14 protein-coding genes are annotated in these 15,001 nt (G+C 61.2%); 5 read left to right on the forward strand and 9 right to left on the reverse strand.

The features are described from left to right. From astB to BJP61_RS13215, 4 genes are read right to left on the reverse strand one after another with little or no spacing between them, the layout of a single operon-like run. Nucleotides 1-1,326 carry an N-succinylarginine dihydrolase gene (astB, locus tag BJP61_RS13200; RefSeq protein ID WP_171998518.1) on the reverse strand — a complete coding sequence of 442 codons (1,326 nt, stop codon included), beginning with the start codon at nucleotides 1,324-1,326 and terminating at the stop codon, nucleotides 1-3. Then, complete coding sequence (astD, locus tag BJP61_RS13205; RefSeq protein WP_171998519.1) at nucleotides 1,323-2,801, reverse strand: succinylglutamate-semialdehyde dehydrogenase; 1,479 nt, start codon at nucleotides 2,799-2,801, stop codon at nucleotides 1,323-1,325. The genes astB and astD overlap by 4 nt, the downstream gene beginning before the upstream one ends. Further along, the gene (gene astA / locus BJP61_RS13210; protein ID WP_171998520.1) at nucleotides 2,798-3,835 is read right to left on the reverse strand and encodes an arginine N-succinyltransferase; all 1,038 of its coding nucleotides are present in this window, start codon (nucleotides 3,833-3,835) and stop codon (nucleotides 2,798-2,800) included. The genes astD and astA overlap by 4 nt, the downstream gene beginning before the upstream one ends. After that, the gene (locus BJP61_RS13215) at nucleotides 3,832-5,052 is read right to left on the reverse strand and encodes an aspartate aminotransferase family protein (RefSeq protein ID WP_171998521.1); all 1,221 of its coding nucleotides are present in this window, start codon (nucleotides 5,050-5,052) and stop codon (nucleotides 3,832-3,834) included. Before BJP61_RS13215 ends, astA begins: the two co-directional genes overlap by 4 nt. Before the next feature lie 440 nt (nucleotides 5,053-5,492). Between BJP61_RS13215 and xthA the strand changes: the two genes are divergently transcribed. Continuing rightward, a complete protein-coding gene (gene xthA / locus BJP61_RS13220; protein WP_038863404.1) occupies nucleotides 5,493-6,299 on the forward strand; it encodes an exodeoxyribonuclease III in 807 nt (268 codons plus the stop codon). Between the two features lie 45 nt (nucleotides 6,300-6,344). Continuing rightward, nucleotides 6,345-6,758 (forward strand): pyrimidine (deoxy)nucleoside triphosphate diphosphatase, encoded by a 414-nt coding sequence (locus BJP61_RS13225; RefSeq protein WP_161581312.1) that lies wholly within the window; start codon nucleotides 6,345-6,347, stop codon nucleotides 6,756-6,758. On the opposite strand, the gene BJP61_RS13230 is transcribed toward BJP61_RS13225, so the two are convergent. The 4 genes from BJP61_RS13230 to BJP61_RS13245 form a co-directional block, all read right to left on the reverse strand. Beyond that, nucleotides 6,718-6,996 (reverse strand): DUF1496 domain-containing protein, encoded by a 279-nt coding sequence (locus tag BJP61_RS13230; RefSeq protein WP_007748161.1) that lies wholly within the window; start codon nucleotides 6,994-6,996, stop codon nucleotides 6,718-6,720. The two genes, BJP61_RS13225 and BJP61_RS13230, sit on opposite strands and share 41 nt — an antisense overlap. Before the next feature lie 117 nt (nucleotides 6,997-7,113). Further along, a complete protein-coding gene (locus BJP61_RS13235; RefSeq protein ID WP_171998522.1) occupies nucleotides 7,114-9,066 on the reverse strand; it encodes a DNA topoisomerase III in 1,953 nt (650 codons plus the stop codon). A gap of 3 nt (nucleotides 9,067-9,069) precedes the next feature. Continuing rightward, nucleotides 9,070-10,113: a selenide, water dikinase SelD gene (gene selD, locus BJP61_RS13240; RefSeq protein WP_171998523.1), complete on the reverse strand. Its 1,044-nt coding sequence runs from the start codon at nucleotides 10,111-10,113 to the stop codon at nucleotides 9,070-9,072. Between the two features lie 151 nt (nucleotides 10,114-10,264). After that, nucleotides 10,265-10,816 (reverse strand): NAD(P)H nitroreductase, encoded by a 552-nt coding sequence (locus BJP61_RS13245; RefSeq protein ID WP_171998524.1) that lies wholly within the window; start codon nucleotides 10,814-10,816, stop codon nucleotides 10,265-10,267. Between the two features lie 174 nt (nucleotides 10,817-10,990). Between BJP61_RS13245 and sppA the strand changes: the two genes are divergently transcribed. From sppA to pncA, 3 genes are all read left to right on the forward strand, one after another. Beyond that, nucleotides 10,991-12,841, forward strand: a complete 1,851-nt coding sequence (sppA, locus tag BJP61_RS13250; protein WP_038863414.1) for a signal peptide peptidase SppA — start codon at nucleotides 10,991-10,993, stop codon at nucleotides 12,839-12,841. A gap of 100 nt (nucleotides 12,842-12,941) precedes the next feature. Beyond that, nucleotides 12,942-13,958 (forward strand): asparaginase, encoded by a 1,017-nt coding sequence (ansA, locus tag BJP61_RS13255; protein WP_038863716.1) that lies wholly within the window; start codon nucleotides 12,942-12,944, stop codon nucleotides 13,956-13,958. Between the two features lie 10 nt (nucleotides 13,959-13,968). Next, nucleotides 13,969-14,610, forward strand: a complete 642-nt coding sequence (gene pncA, locus BJP61_RS13260) for a bifunctional nicotinamidase/pyrazinamidase (protein WP_038863415.1) — start codon at nucleotides 13,969-13,971, stop codon at nucleotides 14,608-14,610. A gap of 73 nt (nucleotides 14,611-14,683) precedes the next feature. Here the strand turns inward: pncA and BJP61_RS13265 are convergent, their stop codons facing one another. Continuing rightward, on the reverse strand, nucleotides 14,684-14,962 hold the full coding sequence (locus BJP61_RS13265) for a YeaC family protein (RefSeq protein WP_038863418.1): 279 nt from the start codon (nucleotides 14,960-14,962) through the stop codon (nucleotides 14,684-14,686). Between the last annotated feature and the right edge of the window lie 39 nt (nucleotides 14,963-15,001).

Genomic DNA, 15,001 nt, shown 5'->3' on the forward strand with positions numbered 1-15,001 from the left:
TTACTGCTGGAACGGATAGACATTGCCGAGGTCGAGCAGGCGCGTCAGCTCGTCGAGCGCTTCGCGCCCTTCACGCAGCAGTTGCGGATCGACCAGATCCTCCTGCGACAACCGGTCGCGATAGTGTCGCTCCACCCACGCGTTGAGGCGCTCAAACAGCGTGTCATTCATCATCACTGCCGGGTTTACCGCCTGGCGTTCAGCCTCGGTCAGCACCACGCGCAGCCGCAGGCAGGCCGGGCCGCCGCCGTTCGCCATGCTTTCACGCAGATCAAAGACGGTGAGTTCGCTTATCGGATTATCTGCGGCCAGAAGCGTATTCAGATAGCGCCAGACGCCGTCATGGCGGCGTGATTCTTCCGGCAATACCAGCATCATCGTACCGTCGTCGCGGCTCAGGAGCTGGCTGTTGAAGAGATACGTTTCTACCGCGTCCTGCACCGAGACCGCGTCCGTGGGCACCACCAGCGGCGTAAAGCCCGGCACCCGATCAGCAAGCGCTTCCAGCAGCGCCTGCTGATGTAAAAATGCCTGCTGGTGGCAGAACAGCACCTGCCGGTTAGAAACGGCAATCACGTCATTATGGAATACGCCCTGATCAATAACCGCCGGGTTCTGCTGCGCGAACACCACACGATCCGGACAAACCTGGTTAAGCCGCGCCACGGCGCGCGAGGCCTCCAGCGTCTGGCGCGCCGGGTAGCGGGCCGGCACCAGCGCCCCGCTCTCTTCGCGCCCGTAAATAAAGAGCTGAACGCCCGGCTCCCCATAATCGCCGCCGAGACGGTTATGGTTGGCCGCGCCTTCATCGCCAAACATCGCCACCTGCGGCAGCGCCGGGTGAACTTCAAAACAGGACGCATCGCGGAAGATAGCGCGCAGCAGCCGTTCGGTGCCGGGCGCTTCGCTGGCGCGGTGAAATTTATTATTAAGATTCGCCACCGTCAGATGCACTTTGCCATCCAGCGCATCGGCGGAAGGACAGACCGTGGCGGCGTTCGCCACCCACATCGAGGAGGCTGAGCTTGCGGCCGAGAGCAGATGCGGCGCAGTGCGCCAGGCCTTTTCCAGCACCTGTTCGTCGCGACCGGTAAAGCCAATCTGACGCAACGCGGCGAGATTCGGCCGCTCCTGCGGCGGGATAACGGCCTGCGCAAACCCCGCGTCCGCCAGCGCTTTCATTTTTGCAAGCCCCTGCTGCGCCGCCAGTTTCGGGTTCGACACCTGAAAGCGATGCTTCGTCGAGGCCTCGTTGCCGAATGACAGCCCGGCGTAGTGATGGGTTAACCCCACCAGTCCGTCAAAGTTAACTTCGCGTGCTTTCATGCCTGCTCCTTAGCGCCGAAATCGAGGCCGGGGTTTAGCGACGACGGCAGCGCGAACGTCGGGCTTTCAAGCGACGCCATTGGCCAGGCGCAATAGTCCGCCGCGTACCAGGCGCTGGCGCGATGGTTGCCGGAGGCCCCGACGCCGCCAAACGGCGCCGTGCTGGCCGCGCCCGTGAGCGGTTTGTTCCAGTTCACAATGCCTGCGCGCGCTTCCAGCAGTAACTGGTCGAATTTTTCACGCACCGGCGAAATCAGCCCGCAGGAAAGCCCATAGCGGGTGGCGTTGGCAAGCGTTATCGCCTCATCAAAATTATCGTAGCGCCAGACGCACAGGAGCGGCCCGAAGATTTCTTCATCCGGCACGTTACTCACGCCGGTCAGCTCGACGATCCCCGGCGTCAGCAGCGAGCTGCCCGCCTGCACCAGCGCCGGCGTCAGTAGCGGTTTGCCGCCGCGCGCCAGATGGCCCTGCCAGGCCTCCAGCACCCGCTCCGCCGCCTGGACGCTGATAAGCCCGCCCATAAACGGTTGCGGCTCGGCATCCCAGCGGTCAGGGCGCAGCCTTCCGGCAATCTCTACCAGACGTGCCAGGAAGGCGTCGCCCGCCGCGCCGCGCTTCACCAGCAGGCGGCGCGCGCAGGTGCAGCGCTGCCCGGCGGTAATAAACGCCGACTGGATCGCCAGATGCACCGCCCCGTCGATATCGTCAGGATCTTCGACGATAAGCGGGTTATTACCGCCCATCTCCAGCGCCAGGATCTTCTCCGGCTGCCCGGCAAGCTGGCGATGCAGCTGATACCCGGTGCTGGCGCTGCCGGTAAACAGCAGGCCGTCAAGCTCCGGCTGCGAAGCGAGCGACTGGCCGGTGGCGCGCGCGCCCTGTACGAGATTGAGCACGCCTGCGGGCAGCCCCGCCTGCTCCCAGAGCTTCATGACCGCCTCGCCGGTCTGCGGCGTCAGCTCGCTTGGCTTAAACACCAGCGTATTGCCCGCCAGCAGCGCCGGAACGATATGACCATTCGGCAGATGCCCCGGGAAATTGTACGGGCCGAAGACCGCCAGCACGCCGTGCGGACGGTGACGCAGCGTTGCCGCGCCATCCGGCATCGGCGTCTGCTGCTCGCCGGTACGCACCTGATACGCTTTCAGCGAAATGCCGACTTTATTGATCATCGCGGTCACTTCTGTGGCCGCTTCCCAGCGCGGTTTGCTGGTCTCCTGCGCAATAATGCGCGTCAGGTCGGTTTTATTCGCCTCCAGCAGCGCCGCGAATTTTTCGGCTATAGCCTGACGCTCCGCGAAAGGTCGTTTCGCCCAGGCCGGGAACGCAGCGCGCGCGGCGGCGCAGGCTTGCGCCACCTGCGCCTCGTCAGCCGCGTTGCCCTGCCAGAGCAGCGCGCCGCCGACCGGATCGCGTTTTTCCAGCGCCTCGCCCTGCCCGGTTTTCCACTCGCCGTTAATCCATATGCTCATACTGCTTTCTCCTCAGGGCAAAGGCGCACCAGGCGGACCTGGTCGCCGTGCTGGCATTTCAGGGCATCCAGCGTGGCGGCATCCAGAATCAGCCGTTCGGCGTCAGGTCTGGCGCGGATCAGCATCACGCGGAAATGGTCATAATTTTCGTTCGACACCATGCAGGCCGGCAGATCGTCACCCGTAGCCGGCTGGCCTTCCGCCACCTCCACAAGACGGCTTTTACGGATGGCGCGCACGCGGTCGATATCGCACTCAAGCGTCGGGCCGCCGTCGAAAATGTCGACATAGTTGCGATAGCGGAAGCCTTCGGCCTCCAGCACCGAGCGTGCGGGCGCGGTGTCTTTATGCACCTGGCCTATCACCGCCTGCGCCTCTTCGGAAAGGAACTGGGTATAGATGGGATGTTTCGGCATCAGCTCGGCGATAAACGCTTTCTGGCCGGTGCCGCACAGGTAGTCGGCGCGGCTGAACTCCATCGAGAAGAAGCGCTGGCCGAGGCTCTCCCAGAACGGCGAATAGCCGTGTTCGTCAATCACCCCGCGCATCTCCGCCACGACTTTTTCATTAAAACGCTCGCGGAACGCGGCCATAAACATGAAGCGGGATTTGGAAAGCAGATAGCCGTTGCCGTTTTTGCGCCAGTCCGGGTCGAGAAACAGCGTGCAGAGTTCACTGCTGCCGGTGTGATCGTTGCTGAGAAATAGCGTCGGCAGCGCGTTATAAACGTTCAGCTCTTTTGAGGCGTGCACCAGCGTGCCGACGCGGTAGTTATACCAGGGCTCGCTCAGGCCAACCGCCACTTCAATGGCGCAGATCCCGGCGACCGTGCGGCTGTCGGTCTCTTCCAGCACGAACACATAGCCCTGATCGCCCGGCGGCAGTTCGTTGCGCCAGGTTTGCAGCGAGCGTTCGACGCGCGCGCTAAGGGTTTTTTCATCGACCGGCAGCGAGGTGAGCCCGCCGCCGGTTTTGGCGGCAAGCCCCAGCAGCGCCGGTACGTCTTCGTGGGTTACAGGGCGGATAACCATCATGATGCGCCCTCCTTCAGCCAGTTTTCGCAGGCGCGAGCGACGCGCGAAAGCCCGGTTTCAATCTCCTGATGGCTGATGTTGAGCGCAGGCGCGAAACGCAGCACGTTGGCGCCTGCAATCAGCACCATCGCGCCTTCTTTCGCAGCAGCAAGCGAAATCGCCTTCGCTTTACCCGCATACTCCTCTTTCAGCACGCAGCCAATCAGCAGCCCCAGTCCGCGGATCTCTTTAAACAGGCCGAGGCGCTGATTAATCGCGTTGAGTTGCTCGACAAACGCGTCATGGCGCGCTTTCACGCCGTTGAGCATCTCAGAAGTATTAACGAGATCCAGCACTTCGCCTGCCACCGCGCCCGCCAGCGGGTTGCCGCCGTAGGTAGTGCCGTGGGTGCCAACGCCCATCACCGCGGCGCAGCGCTCGGTGGTCAGCATCGCGCCAATCGGGAAGCCTCCGCCCAGCGCTTTGGCGGTGGAGAGCACATCCGGCGTCACGCCGTAGTGCATGTAGGCATAGAGCGAGCCGGTGCGGCCCACGCCCGTCTGCACTTCATCGAAAATCAACAGCGCGTTATGACGGTCGCACAGCTCGCGCAGGCCCTGGAGGAACGCTTTGGTGGCGGGCACCACGCCGCCCTCGCCCTGCACCGGCTCGACGATCACCGCGCAGGTATCGTCATTAATCAGCGCGGCGGCGGAGTCTACATCGTTAAAGACCGCATGGCTGATTTGCGGCGGCAGCGGCGCGAAATCCTGTGAGTACGCAGGCTGACCGCCCGCCGAGACGGTAAAGAGCGTCCGGCCGTGGAAGGCGTTTTTGAACGCCACGATGCCGCTTTTCTGCGCACCGTAGTGGTCGTGTGCATATTTACGGGCGAGCTTCAGCGCCGCCTCGTTGGCTTCGGCCCCTGAGTTACAGAAGAAGACGCGGTCGGCGAAGGTGGCATCAATCAGGCGTTTGGCGAGGCGCAGCACCGGCTCGTTGGTATACCCGTTGCCGGTATGCCAGAGTTTCGCCGCCTGCGTTTCCAGCGCCTGACGCAGTTTCGGGTGCGCGTGTCCCAGCGCATTTACCGCGATGCCGCCCGCGAAATCGATATACTCCTTGCCTTCCTGATCCCACAGCGTAGACCCCTCGGCCCGCACCGGGATAAACGCTGCCGGCGCGTATACGGGGAGCATCCACTCATCAAAATTCTGGCGGGTAATTGACTGCGACATAGCGACCTCGTCCGGTAAATAAAAGGTTGTGTATTTGTTAATGAAATGATGTTTGCGCTCTTACTGTAGATTGCACGCTTCGTGCCAGCCAGAGGAGAAAATGCATACCGGGCAGGTATGAACGCTAAATCAATAACTTACGGAGTAACGTTATTCACTTTAATTGCATAAAAAGTGAATACTTTTATGTCAAAGCGGCGTGTGCGGTAAAAAAATCCGCGCGATTATGCATTCATAAAATATTGTTCTGGATTTGTGATCGTAGCCGGGATTTGTCATGAAACGGCGCCCCTTTTCAGGGCGCTGGCACCATGATGGTGCGTCTCTGGCGACACGCTGCCGCTGACAGCGATTGTCACAACCTTGCCCGTCCGGGAGACGCGCGAACGCTTTTTCTGATACCATCGCGCCACTCTTGTTAATCCAGTGTGTTCGCGACTATGAAATTCATCTCTTTTAACATCAACGGCCTGCGCGCCCGCCCACATCAGCTGGCTGCGCTGGTGGAACAGCATCAGCCGGACGTTATCGGCCTGCAGGAAACCAAAGTCCATGACGACATGTTTCCCCTCGAAGAGGTGGCGAAACTGGGCTACAACGTGTTCTATCACGGCCAGAAGGGCCATTACGGCGTGGCCCTGCTGACCAAAGCCACGCCGGTGTCCGTGCGTCGCGGTTTTCCGGGTGACGGCGAAGAGGCGCAGCGGCGCATTATCATGGCGGAAATCCCGTCCGCTATTGGCGATATTACCGTCATCAATGGCTATTTCCCGCAGGGCGAAAGCCGCGATCACGAGGTGAAATTCCCGGCTAAAGCGAAGTTTTATCAGGACCTGCAACATTACCTGGACACGGCGCTGAAGAACGACAACCCGGTGCTTATCATGGGCGATATGAATATCAGCCCGACCGATCTGGATATCGGCATCGGCGAAGAGAGCCGCAAGCGCTGGCTGCGCACCGGCAAATGCTCCTTCCTGCCGGAAGAGCGCGAGTGGATGGGCCGCCTGCTGGACTGGGGGCTGACCGATACGTTCCGTCACGCTAACCCGGAAACCCACGACCGCTACTCGTGGTTCGACTACCGCTCAAAAGGGTTTGACGAGAACCGCGGCCTGCGCATCGATCTGCTGCTAGCCAGCGCCCCGCTGATGGCGCGCCTCGTCGAGACCGGCATCGATTACGAGATCCGCGCGATGGAAAAACCCTCCGACCACGCGCCCGTCTGGGCGACGTTCTCGCTGTGATTCTTACGGCGCCTTCTGCAAGGGGCGCCCTTTCAGGCATTGACCATGCAAATCATTGACGTTGTGGCGGCGATTATTGTGCGCGAGGGCCGTCTGCTGCTGGCGCAGCGCCCGGCAACGGGCGATCAGCCGGGCCTGTGGGAATTCCCCGGCGGCAAAGTGGAGCCCGGCGAAAGCCAGCCTGCGGCGCTGGCGCGCGAGCTTTCAGAAGAGCTGGCGATTGAGGCGCGCATCGGCGCGTATGTGGCAAGCCACACGCGTGAGGTGTCAGGACGGGTTATCCGGCTGCATGCATGGCGGGTGGAAGATTTCGATGGCGAACCGCAGGCGCTGTGTCATAGCGCGCTGGTGTGGTGTGAACCGCGCGAGGCGTTCGGCTATGCGCTCGCCCCGGCGGATATTCCTCTGCTGGAGGCGTTTATGTCCGGACGCGACGCCACACCAGCGGATTCGTACTGAGGGTTTTCTCGTCGCGCTGGCACTGCAACAGCACGCCATCGGCTTTGATCACCGCCCCTTCCGAGTAGTTCTGATCCTGATAGACGCAGCACTGAATGCACTGCTGCGGACGCTGGCCGCCGGTGCTGAAAACCTCTTCCGGCACGTTGACCTGCACATCCGGGCGCAGCCTGTCGGCACCCGCCGGCAGCGTCGCAAGCAGCGCCAGCGCCGCTAATAAGCTCTGTTTCACTGACACCCTGTATCCCCTCTTGTTGCGTGATGACGCCGCAGCGCGACGTCTGCTTTCACTATAGCGCGTCGCGCTTTCCCTGAAAGAATATCGGCCAGGCGGGCATAAGGTTTATGGCGCGCGTCAGGTTTGCTCCGCAGCAGGCTGCGCGCCGCCGCGTTTACGGAACGCGGGCTTTTTGCCGCCCTTGCCCCCGCGCCCTTTTTGCGCCTTCTGCGGCGCCACCAGCCCGCGGAACTGGCGCACCGGCGCGCTGCGCGCCTGGTCAATCAGCGTATAGAGCGTGTGCACCAGCGGCTGCATGAAATCCTGATAACGACACTGTTTCTCGCTGATTTGCGTCAGCGTTGATTCCCACTGCGCGGTCATGTCGGGGCGTGCAGCGAGCTCCGGCAGCGCGTGGATCAGCGCTTTCCCGGCAGGCGTCGAGTGAATATAGCGCCCCTGCTTTTCCAGAAAACCGCGCCTGAACAGCAGCTCGATAATACCTGCGCGGGTGGCTTCGGTGCCGAGCCCGTCAGTGGCGCGCAGGATTTTTTTCAGATCTTTATCCTGCACGAACCGCGCGATACCGGTCATGGCCGACAGCAGCGTGGCATCGGTGAAGTGGCGCGGCGGCTGGGTCTGACGCTCGACAACGTCGCCGCGCTCGCACAGCAGTTCATCGCCCTTCGCAACGATCGGCAGCGGCGTGCCGTCATTCTCCTCGTCGCGCTCTTTGGCACCGAGCAGCGTACGCCAGCCCGCATCCGCCAGAAAACGCGCTTTGGCGATAAATTTGCCACCTGCGATATCAAGCTCGATAACACATTTACGAAACTGCGCGTCCTGACAGAACTGCATCAGATACTGGCGCGCGATAAGCCCGTAGATTTTCGCCTCGCCGTCAGAGAGCGACACCGGCGCGCTGCGCGCGGTCGGAATAATGGCGTGGTGGGCATCGACTTTTTTATCGTCCCAGCAGCGGTTGCGGCGCGCCGGGTCGACCGCCGGTTGCGGCAGCAGATCCGGCGCGTGCACGCCTATCGCTTTGAGCACCGCGTGGCGGCCCGCGAAGTGTTCTTCCGGCAGGTAGCGGCAGTCGGAACGCGGATAGGTGATGAGCTTGTGGGTTTCGTAGAGCTTCTGGCAGATATCGAGCACCGTCTGGGCGCTTAAGTTAAAGCGCTTTGAAGCCTCGATTTGTAGTGTGGAGAGCGAGAACGGCAGCGGCGCGGCCTCGCTTTCACGCTTGTCGTTATAGCTGGTGACAAGCGCGGGCTGGCCATCGATACGCTTAACGACATGCTCCGCCAGCGCGCGATTCAGCAGCCGCCCCTCTTCATCCTGATACGGCTCGCAGGCCTCGCTTGGCTGCCAGAGCGCGGTAAAGCGCTCATCCGCGGGCGTGACGATATGCGCTTTGACGTCGAAATAATCTTTGGCGACGAAGTTTTCAATCTCTTCATCACGCCGCACCACCAGGCCGAGCACCGGCGTCTGGACGCGGCCCACCGAGAGCACGCCCTGGTAGCCCGCGTTTTGCCCGAGCAGCGTATAAGCGCGCGTCATGTTGATGCCGTAAAGCCAGTCGGCGCGGGCGCGGGCGAGCGCCGAGGTGCTGAGCGGCACAAATTCCCGGTTCTCGCGCAGTTTTTCAATGGCGCGCTCCACCGCCTGCGGGTTGAGATCGTTAATCAGGCAGCGGCGTACCTGCTGGCGCTTTTCGGCGGGCAGTTGCAGATAGTCGAGGACTTCGTCCACCAGCAGTTGCCCTTCGCGGTCCGGGTCGCCTGCGTGGACGATTTCCTGCGCCTCGCCAAGCAGCTTTTTAATGACGTTCAGCTGCTTTGCCACCGACGGCTTCGGCTGAAGCTGCCATTTTTCCGGCACGATGGGCAGGTCGGCGAGATTCCAGCGGCCATAGCGGCTGTCATAGGCGTCCGGCTGCGCCTGCTCCAGCAGGTGGCCAACGCACCAGGTCACGACCTGGCCATTTCCGCATTCGATAAACCCGTCGCCGCGACGATGCGGCTTCGGCAACACGTCGGCGATGGCGCGCCCCAGGCTGGGCTTTTCGGCAATAAACAACCGCATCGATCAGCGAATCTCCACCATCGGACGGCCGCCGCGCGCGGTTCTCAGCTCGCCAATCGCGCTGAGCGTGATGCCATGCTCTGCCGCCACGGCCTCCACCTGCGCCTGCGCCGCCGGGTCGACCGCCAGCAGCAGACCGCCGGAGGTTTGCGGATCGAACAGCAGGCTGCGCCAGGCGTCCGGCATGTCGCCCATCAGGTGACCGTAGCTCGCAAAGTTGCGGCTGGTGCCGCCTGGCACCGCGCCCTGGGCGATGTACTCTTCCACGCCCGGCAGCTTCGGCACGGCCTCATACCAGAGCTCCGCCTGCAGGCCCGCGCCCTGACACACTTCGCTGAGGTGGCCCAGCAGCCCGAAGCCGGTAACGTCAGTCATCGCCCGCACGCCGTCAATCTGCGCGAAATCAGCGCCCGCTTTATTCATGATACACATCACTTCCGTGGCAAGCCCCTGATGCTCCGGGCGCAGCAGCGATTTCTTCTCAGCCGTAGTGAGCACGCCGATACCCAGCGGTTTGGTAAGAAAAAGTTTGCAGCCCGCCTCGGCGGTGCTGTTTTTCTTCACGCGCGCGGTCGGCACGACGCCTGTGACTGCAAGGCCGAAAATCGGCTCCGGGGCGTCGATAGAGTGACCGCCCGCGAGCGCGATGCCCGCCTGCTGGCAGGCGAAACGCCCGCCTTCCACCACCTCGCGCGCGATCTCCGGCGCCAGCGTGTTGACCGGCCAGCCGAGTATCGCAATAGCCATAACCGGTTTGCCGCCCATCGCGTAGATATCGCTGATGGCATTGGTCGCAGCGATGCGGCCAAAATCAAAGGGGTTGTCCACGACAGGCATGAAGAAGTCCGTGGTGCTGATAACGCTCGTGCCGTTGCCCAGGTCATACACCGCCGCGTCGTCGCGGGTTTCATTGCCGACAAGCAAGTTGGGGTCGATAAACTTCGCCTGATCGCTGTGCAGGATAGTTTCCAGCACTTTCGGGGAAATTTTACAACCGCAACCTGCTCCGTGGCTGTACTGGGTCAGACGAATCGCTTGCTCACTCATGGACCGCTCCTTGTTTGGTCAGAATCAGGTGATCGTTATCATTCGATAAATAAAGCGCGCTTATGGTAGCGCCTGAAAGACGGGGTGGTAAGTATGGCTGTCTGAATTGCGCCGCTTTTGCTCACAATCCAGACAGTTTTGCGCGCGGGCTTCAGAAATAACGCACGAAGGGGGCGGTGTCGGGCAGGTTAATGGTGGTGGACGCCTTCAGTTGCGGCGTGCCGAGGTAGAGGAAACCGACGATTTGATCCTGCTCGCGGCAGTCGAACGCCTCGCGCACCAGTGGGTTGTCGGTGAACGGGCCGCTGCGCCAGATGCCGTTAAAGCCCTGGGCGAGCGCCGCCATCTGCATCGCCATGACGGCGCAACCGGCGCTGACCACCTGCTCCCAGCGCGGCACTTTGTGGTGCTCCTCGCAGTGGGCGACGACGGTGATAATGAGAGGCGCGCGAAACGGCGCGTTGCGCGCTTTGTCGATGGCCTTTTCATCCTGACCGTCGGCGATGGCGGCGTTTTCCAGCAATGCGCTGAAGCGCTCGCGCCCTTCCCTTTCGATGATAAAGAAGCGCCACGGCTGCAACGTGCCGTGATCCGGCGCGCGCAGGCCCGCGCGCAGAATGTTTTCCAGCGCGTCGCCCGTCGGCGCCGGCTCGGCGAGACGTGAGGCGCTGCGGCGGTTGACCAGCATATCTATTGCATCCATCTCAACTCTCCTGTGATGATTTTTAATCATAAAATTAACACAGCGGTATGTTTTGTTACACCCTGCCGGCGTTTCCTGCTGACAAGGCCGCGCGGGGTATTTACACTTTGTCGGCGTCCCGCCTGTAGCGGGAGGTTACGGGGTTCCCCGTTATTCACGGATTAGGGAGAGTAAATGCGTACCCTTTGGCGAATTATTGCCGGATTCTTTAAGTGGACCTGGCGCCTGCTCAACTTCATCAGAGAGCTGGTGATGAATCTGCTGTTTCTCGTGCTGGTGCTGGTGGGCGTCGGCGTCTGGATGCAGTTCAACAGCGGCCCGTCGGAGCCGGGGCGCGGCGCGCTGCTGCTCGATATCAGCGGCGTGGTAGTGGATAAACCGTCGGTTAATAACAAGCTGGGCGCGCTGGGCCGTCAGCTGTTCGGCGCAAGCTCCGATCGCTTACAGGAAAATTCGCTGTTTGATATCGTCAACGCGATTCGCCAGGCGAAAGATGACCGCAATATTACCGGCATCGTGCTGGATCTGAAGGATTTCGCGGGTGCCGATCAGCCGTCGATGCAGTATATCGGTAAGGCGCTGCGCGAATTCCGCGACGCCGGCAAACCGGTGTACGCCATCGGCGAAAGCTACAGCCAGAGCCAGTATTATCTCGCGAGCTTCGCCAACAAGATTTGGCTCTCGCCGCAGGGCACGGTCGATCTGCACGGTTTCGCCACTAATGGCCTCTACTACAAGTCGCTACTCGACAAGCTGAAAGTGACCACCCATGTGTTCCGCGTCGGCACCTATAAATCGGCCGTCGAGCCGTTTATCCGCGACGATATGTCGCCGGAAGCCCGCGAGGCGGATAGCCGCTGGATTGGCGAGCTGTGGCAAAACTACCTCGGCACGCTCGCGGCCAACCGCCAGGTACCGGCAAGCCAGATCTTCCCTGGCGCGCAGGCGATGATCGCAGGGCTTGAAGCGGCGGGCGGCGATACGGCGAAGTACGCGCTCGACAATAAGCTGGTGGATGAGCTGGCAAGCAGCGCCGCTATCGACAAAGCGCTGGTGAAACAGTTCGGCTGGAGCGACAAGGATAAAGATTTCCGCGGCGTCAGCATTTACGACTACCCGGTGAATAAGCCGTCCGGGGAGGGCGAGAGCATCGCTGTGGTCTTCGCGAACGGTGCCATCATGGATGGCGAAGAGACGCCGGGGAACGTCGGCGGCGACACAACTGCCGCGCAGATCCGCGACGCGCGTCTTGATCCGAAAGTGAAAGCCATTGTGCTGCGGGTGAACAGCCCTGGCGGCAGCGTGACCGCTTCTGAAACCATCCGTCAGGAGCTGGCGGCAGCCAAAGAAGCCGGTAAACCGGTTGTGGTTTCGATGGGCGGGATGGCGGCCTCGGGCGGCTACTGGATCTCCACGCCTGCAAGCTACATCGTGGCGAACCCAAGCACACTTACCGGCTCCATCGGCATCTTTGGTGTTATCAACACCATGGAAAACAGCCTGGACGCGATAGGCGTACATACGGACGGCGTGGCGACCTCGCCGCTCGCGGATGTCGCCGTGACCAAAGCGCTGCCGCCGGAAGTGCAGAAGCTGATGCAGATAACCATCGAGAATGGCTATCAGCGCTTTATCGGCCTGGTGGCGCAGTCGCGTAACAAGACCCCGCAACAGATTGACCAGATTGCTCAGGGCCACGTCTGGACGGGCGAAGACGCGAAGCAAAACGGTCTGGTGGACAGCCTTGGCGACTTTGACGACGCGGTGAAAAAAGCCGCAGAGCTTGCGAAGCTGAAAACCTGGCACCTTGATTTTTATCAGGATGAGCCTGGCTTTATGGATATGGTGCTGGCGAATCTGACCGGCTCGGTGCACGCGATGCTGCCGCAGGCGTTACAGGCGTGGCTCCCTGCGCCGGTTGCAGACGCGGCGCTGGCGGCGAAAAAAGAAGGCGACAAGCTGGCCGCCTTTAACGATCCGCAAAACCGTTACGCCTTCTGCCTCACCTGCGGCGACGTGCGCTAACGCGCCTGCGTGTCTCTGTCACAGCCCGGCCAATGCCGGGCTGATTTTTTTCCGCCGCACCTCTATACTGCGCGGGTTTATGCACAACGAAAGCTATCCTATGCAAAAGAAATCGATCTACGTTGCCTATACCGGCGGCACCATCGGTATGCAACGCTCCGAACACGGCTATATCCCGGTTTCCGGTCATCTCCAGCAGCAGCTCGCGCAGATGCCGGAATTCCACCGTCCCGAAATGCCGGATTTCACTATCCATGAATATGCGCCCCTGATGGACTCCTCTGATATGACGCCGCAGGACTGGCTGCATATCGCTGAGGATATCAAGGCGCATTACGATGAGTATGACGGCTTCGTGATCCTGCATGGCACCGACACCATGGCCTTCACCGCGTCGGCGCTTTCTTTTATGCTGGAAAACCTGAGCAAGCCGGTTATCGTCACCGGCTCGCAGATCCCGCTGGCGGAGCTGCGTTCTGACGGTCAGATAAACCTGCTGAACTCGCTCTACGTGGCGGCGAACTACCCTGTCAGCGAAGTGACGCTATTTTTCAATAACCGGCTCTATCGCGGCAACCGCACGACAAAAGCGCACGCTGACGGCTTCGACGCGTTTGCCTCCCCTAACCTGCCGCCGCTGCTCGAAGCGGGCATTCATATTCGCCGGCTGAATACGCCGCCCGCGCCGCACGGCCACGGCGAGCTGCGCGTCCATCCGATTACGCCGCAGCCTATCGGCGTGGTGACGATTTATCCGGGTATCTCCGCCGACGTGGTGCGCAACTTCCTGCGCCAGCCGGTGCGGGCGCTTATCCTGCGCTCCTACGGCGTGGGCAACGCGCCGCAAAATGGCGAATTCCTCCAGGAGCTTCAGGCGGCGTGCTCGCGTGGGATTGTGGTGGTGAACCTGACGCAGTGTATGTCCGGCAAAGTGAATATGGGCGGCTATGCCACGGGCAACGCGCTGGCGCACGCGGGCGTTATCAGCGGGTTCGACATGACCGTCGAGGCGACGCTGACGAAACTGCATTATCTGTTAAGCCAGGGGCTGGAGCCGCAGGCTATCCGCGACGCGATGATGCGTAACCTGCGCGGCGAACTGACCCCGGACGAATAAGGAGGTTTTCATGACTTCACGCGCTCTGCTGCTGGTGGATCTGCAAAACGATTTTTGCGCCGGCGGCGCGCTGGCGGTCGCGGAAGGCGACAGCACGGTAGACATTGCCAATGCGATGATCGAGTGGTGCCAGCCACGCGGCGTGCCGGTGCTGGCAAGCCAGGACTGGCATCCGGCCAGACACGGCAGCTTCGCCTCGGTGCAACATGCCGAGCCGTTCACGCAAGGCACGCTTGACGGCCTGCCGCAGACCTGGTGGCCCGATCACTGCATTCAGGAGAGCGACGGCGCCGCGCTCCACCCGTTGCTGAATCACAAGGCTATCGTGCAGCGTTTTTATAAAGGCGAGAATCCGACGATTGACAGCTACAGCGCGTTTTTCGATAACGGGCATCGTCAGAAAACGCCGCTGGATGCATGGCTGCGCGAGCACAATGTGAACGAGCTTATCGTGATGGGCCTTGCGACCGACTACTGCGTGAAATATACGGTGCTGGACGCGTTGAGCCTCGGGTATACGGTGAACGTCATTACCGACGGCTGTCGCGGCGTTAATCTGACTGCGCAGGCCAGCATGCTGGCGTTTCAGGAGATGGCGGCAAGCGGCGCCACACTGTTCACGCTGGACGACTGGCGCGAAACGCAGGCGTAAACCGTCTGGCTCGCATAAAGAAAAAGGCCGCAGGACTATCCGCGGCCTTTTTTTGGCTTCAGCACGCTTCAGCTTATTCGGGTTTCAGCGTCGCGATGGGCTGTGAATGAATGCCGAACTCCGCTTTGAGTTGCTGCTTGCTTTTCATCACCAGCTGACCGTCGGTGCCGATAGTCATGTGCTGCGGATTGGTGTTATGGCGCATCTGCCAGAGCATTACCAGTTGCAGGCTGTTCTCTTTCTGCTCCGGGGTTAACGCCACGCCGTCCGGCCATTTTCCAAGCTCCACCGCAGTGGCCAGGCGCTCATACACTTCCGGCGTCATGCTGCTAATCAGGTCTTCAAGGTTCATCAGAACACGCTCCAGTGGAATAATTTGCTGAATCGATTC

This window comes from Cronobacter sp. JZ38 (assembly GCF_008932145.1).
Taxonomy (GTDB): domain Bacteria; phylum Pseudomonadota; class Gammaproteobacteria; order Enterobacterales; family Enterobacteriaceae; genus Cronobacter; species Cronobacter muytjensii.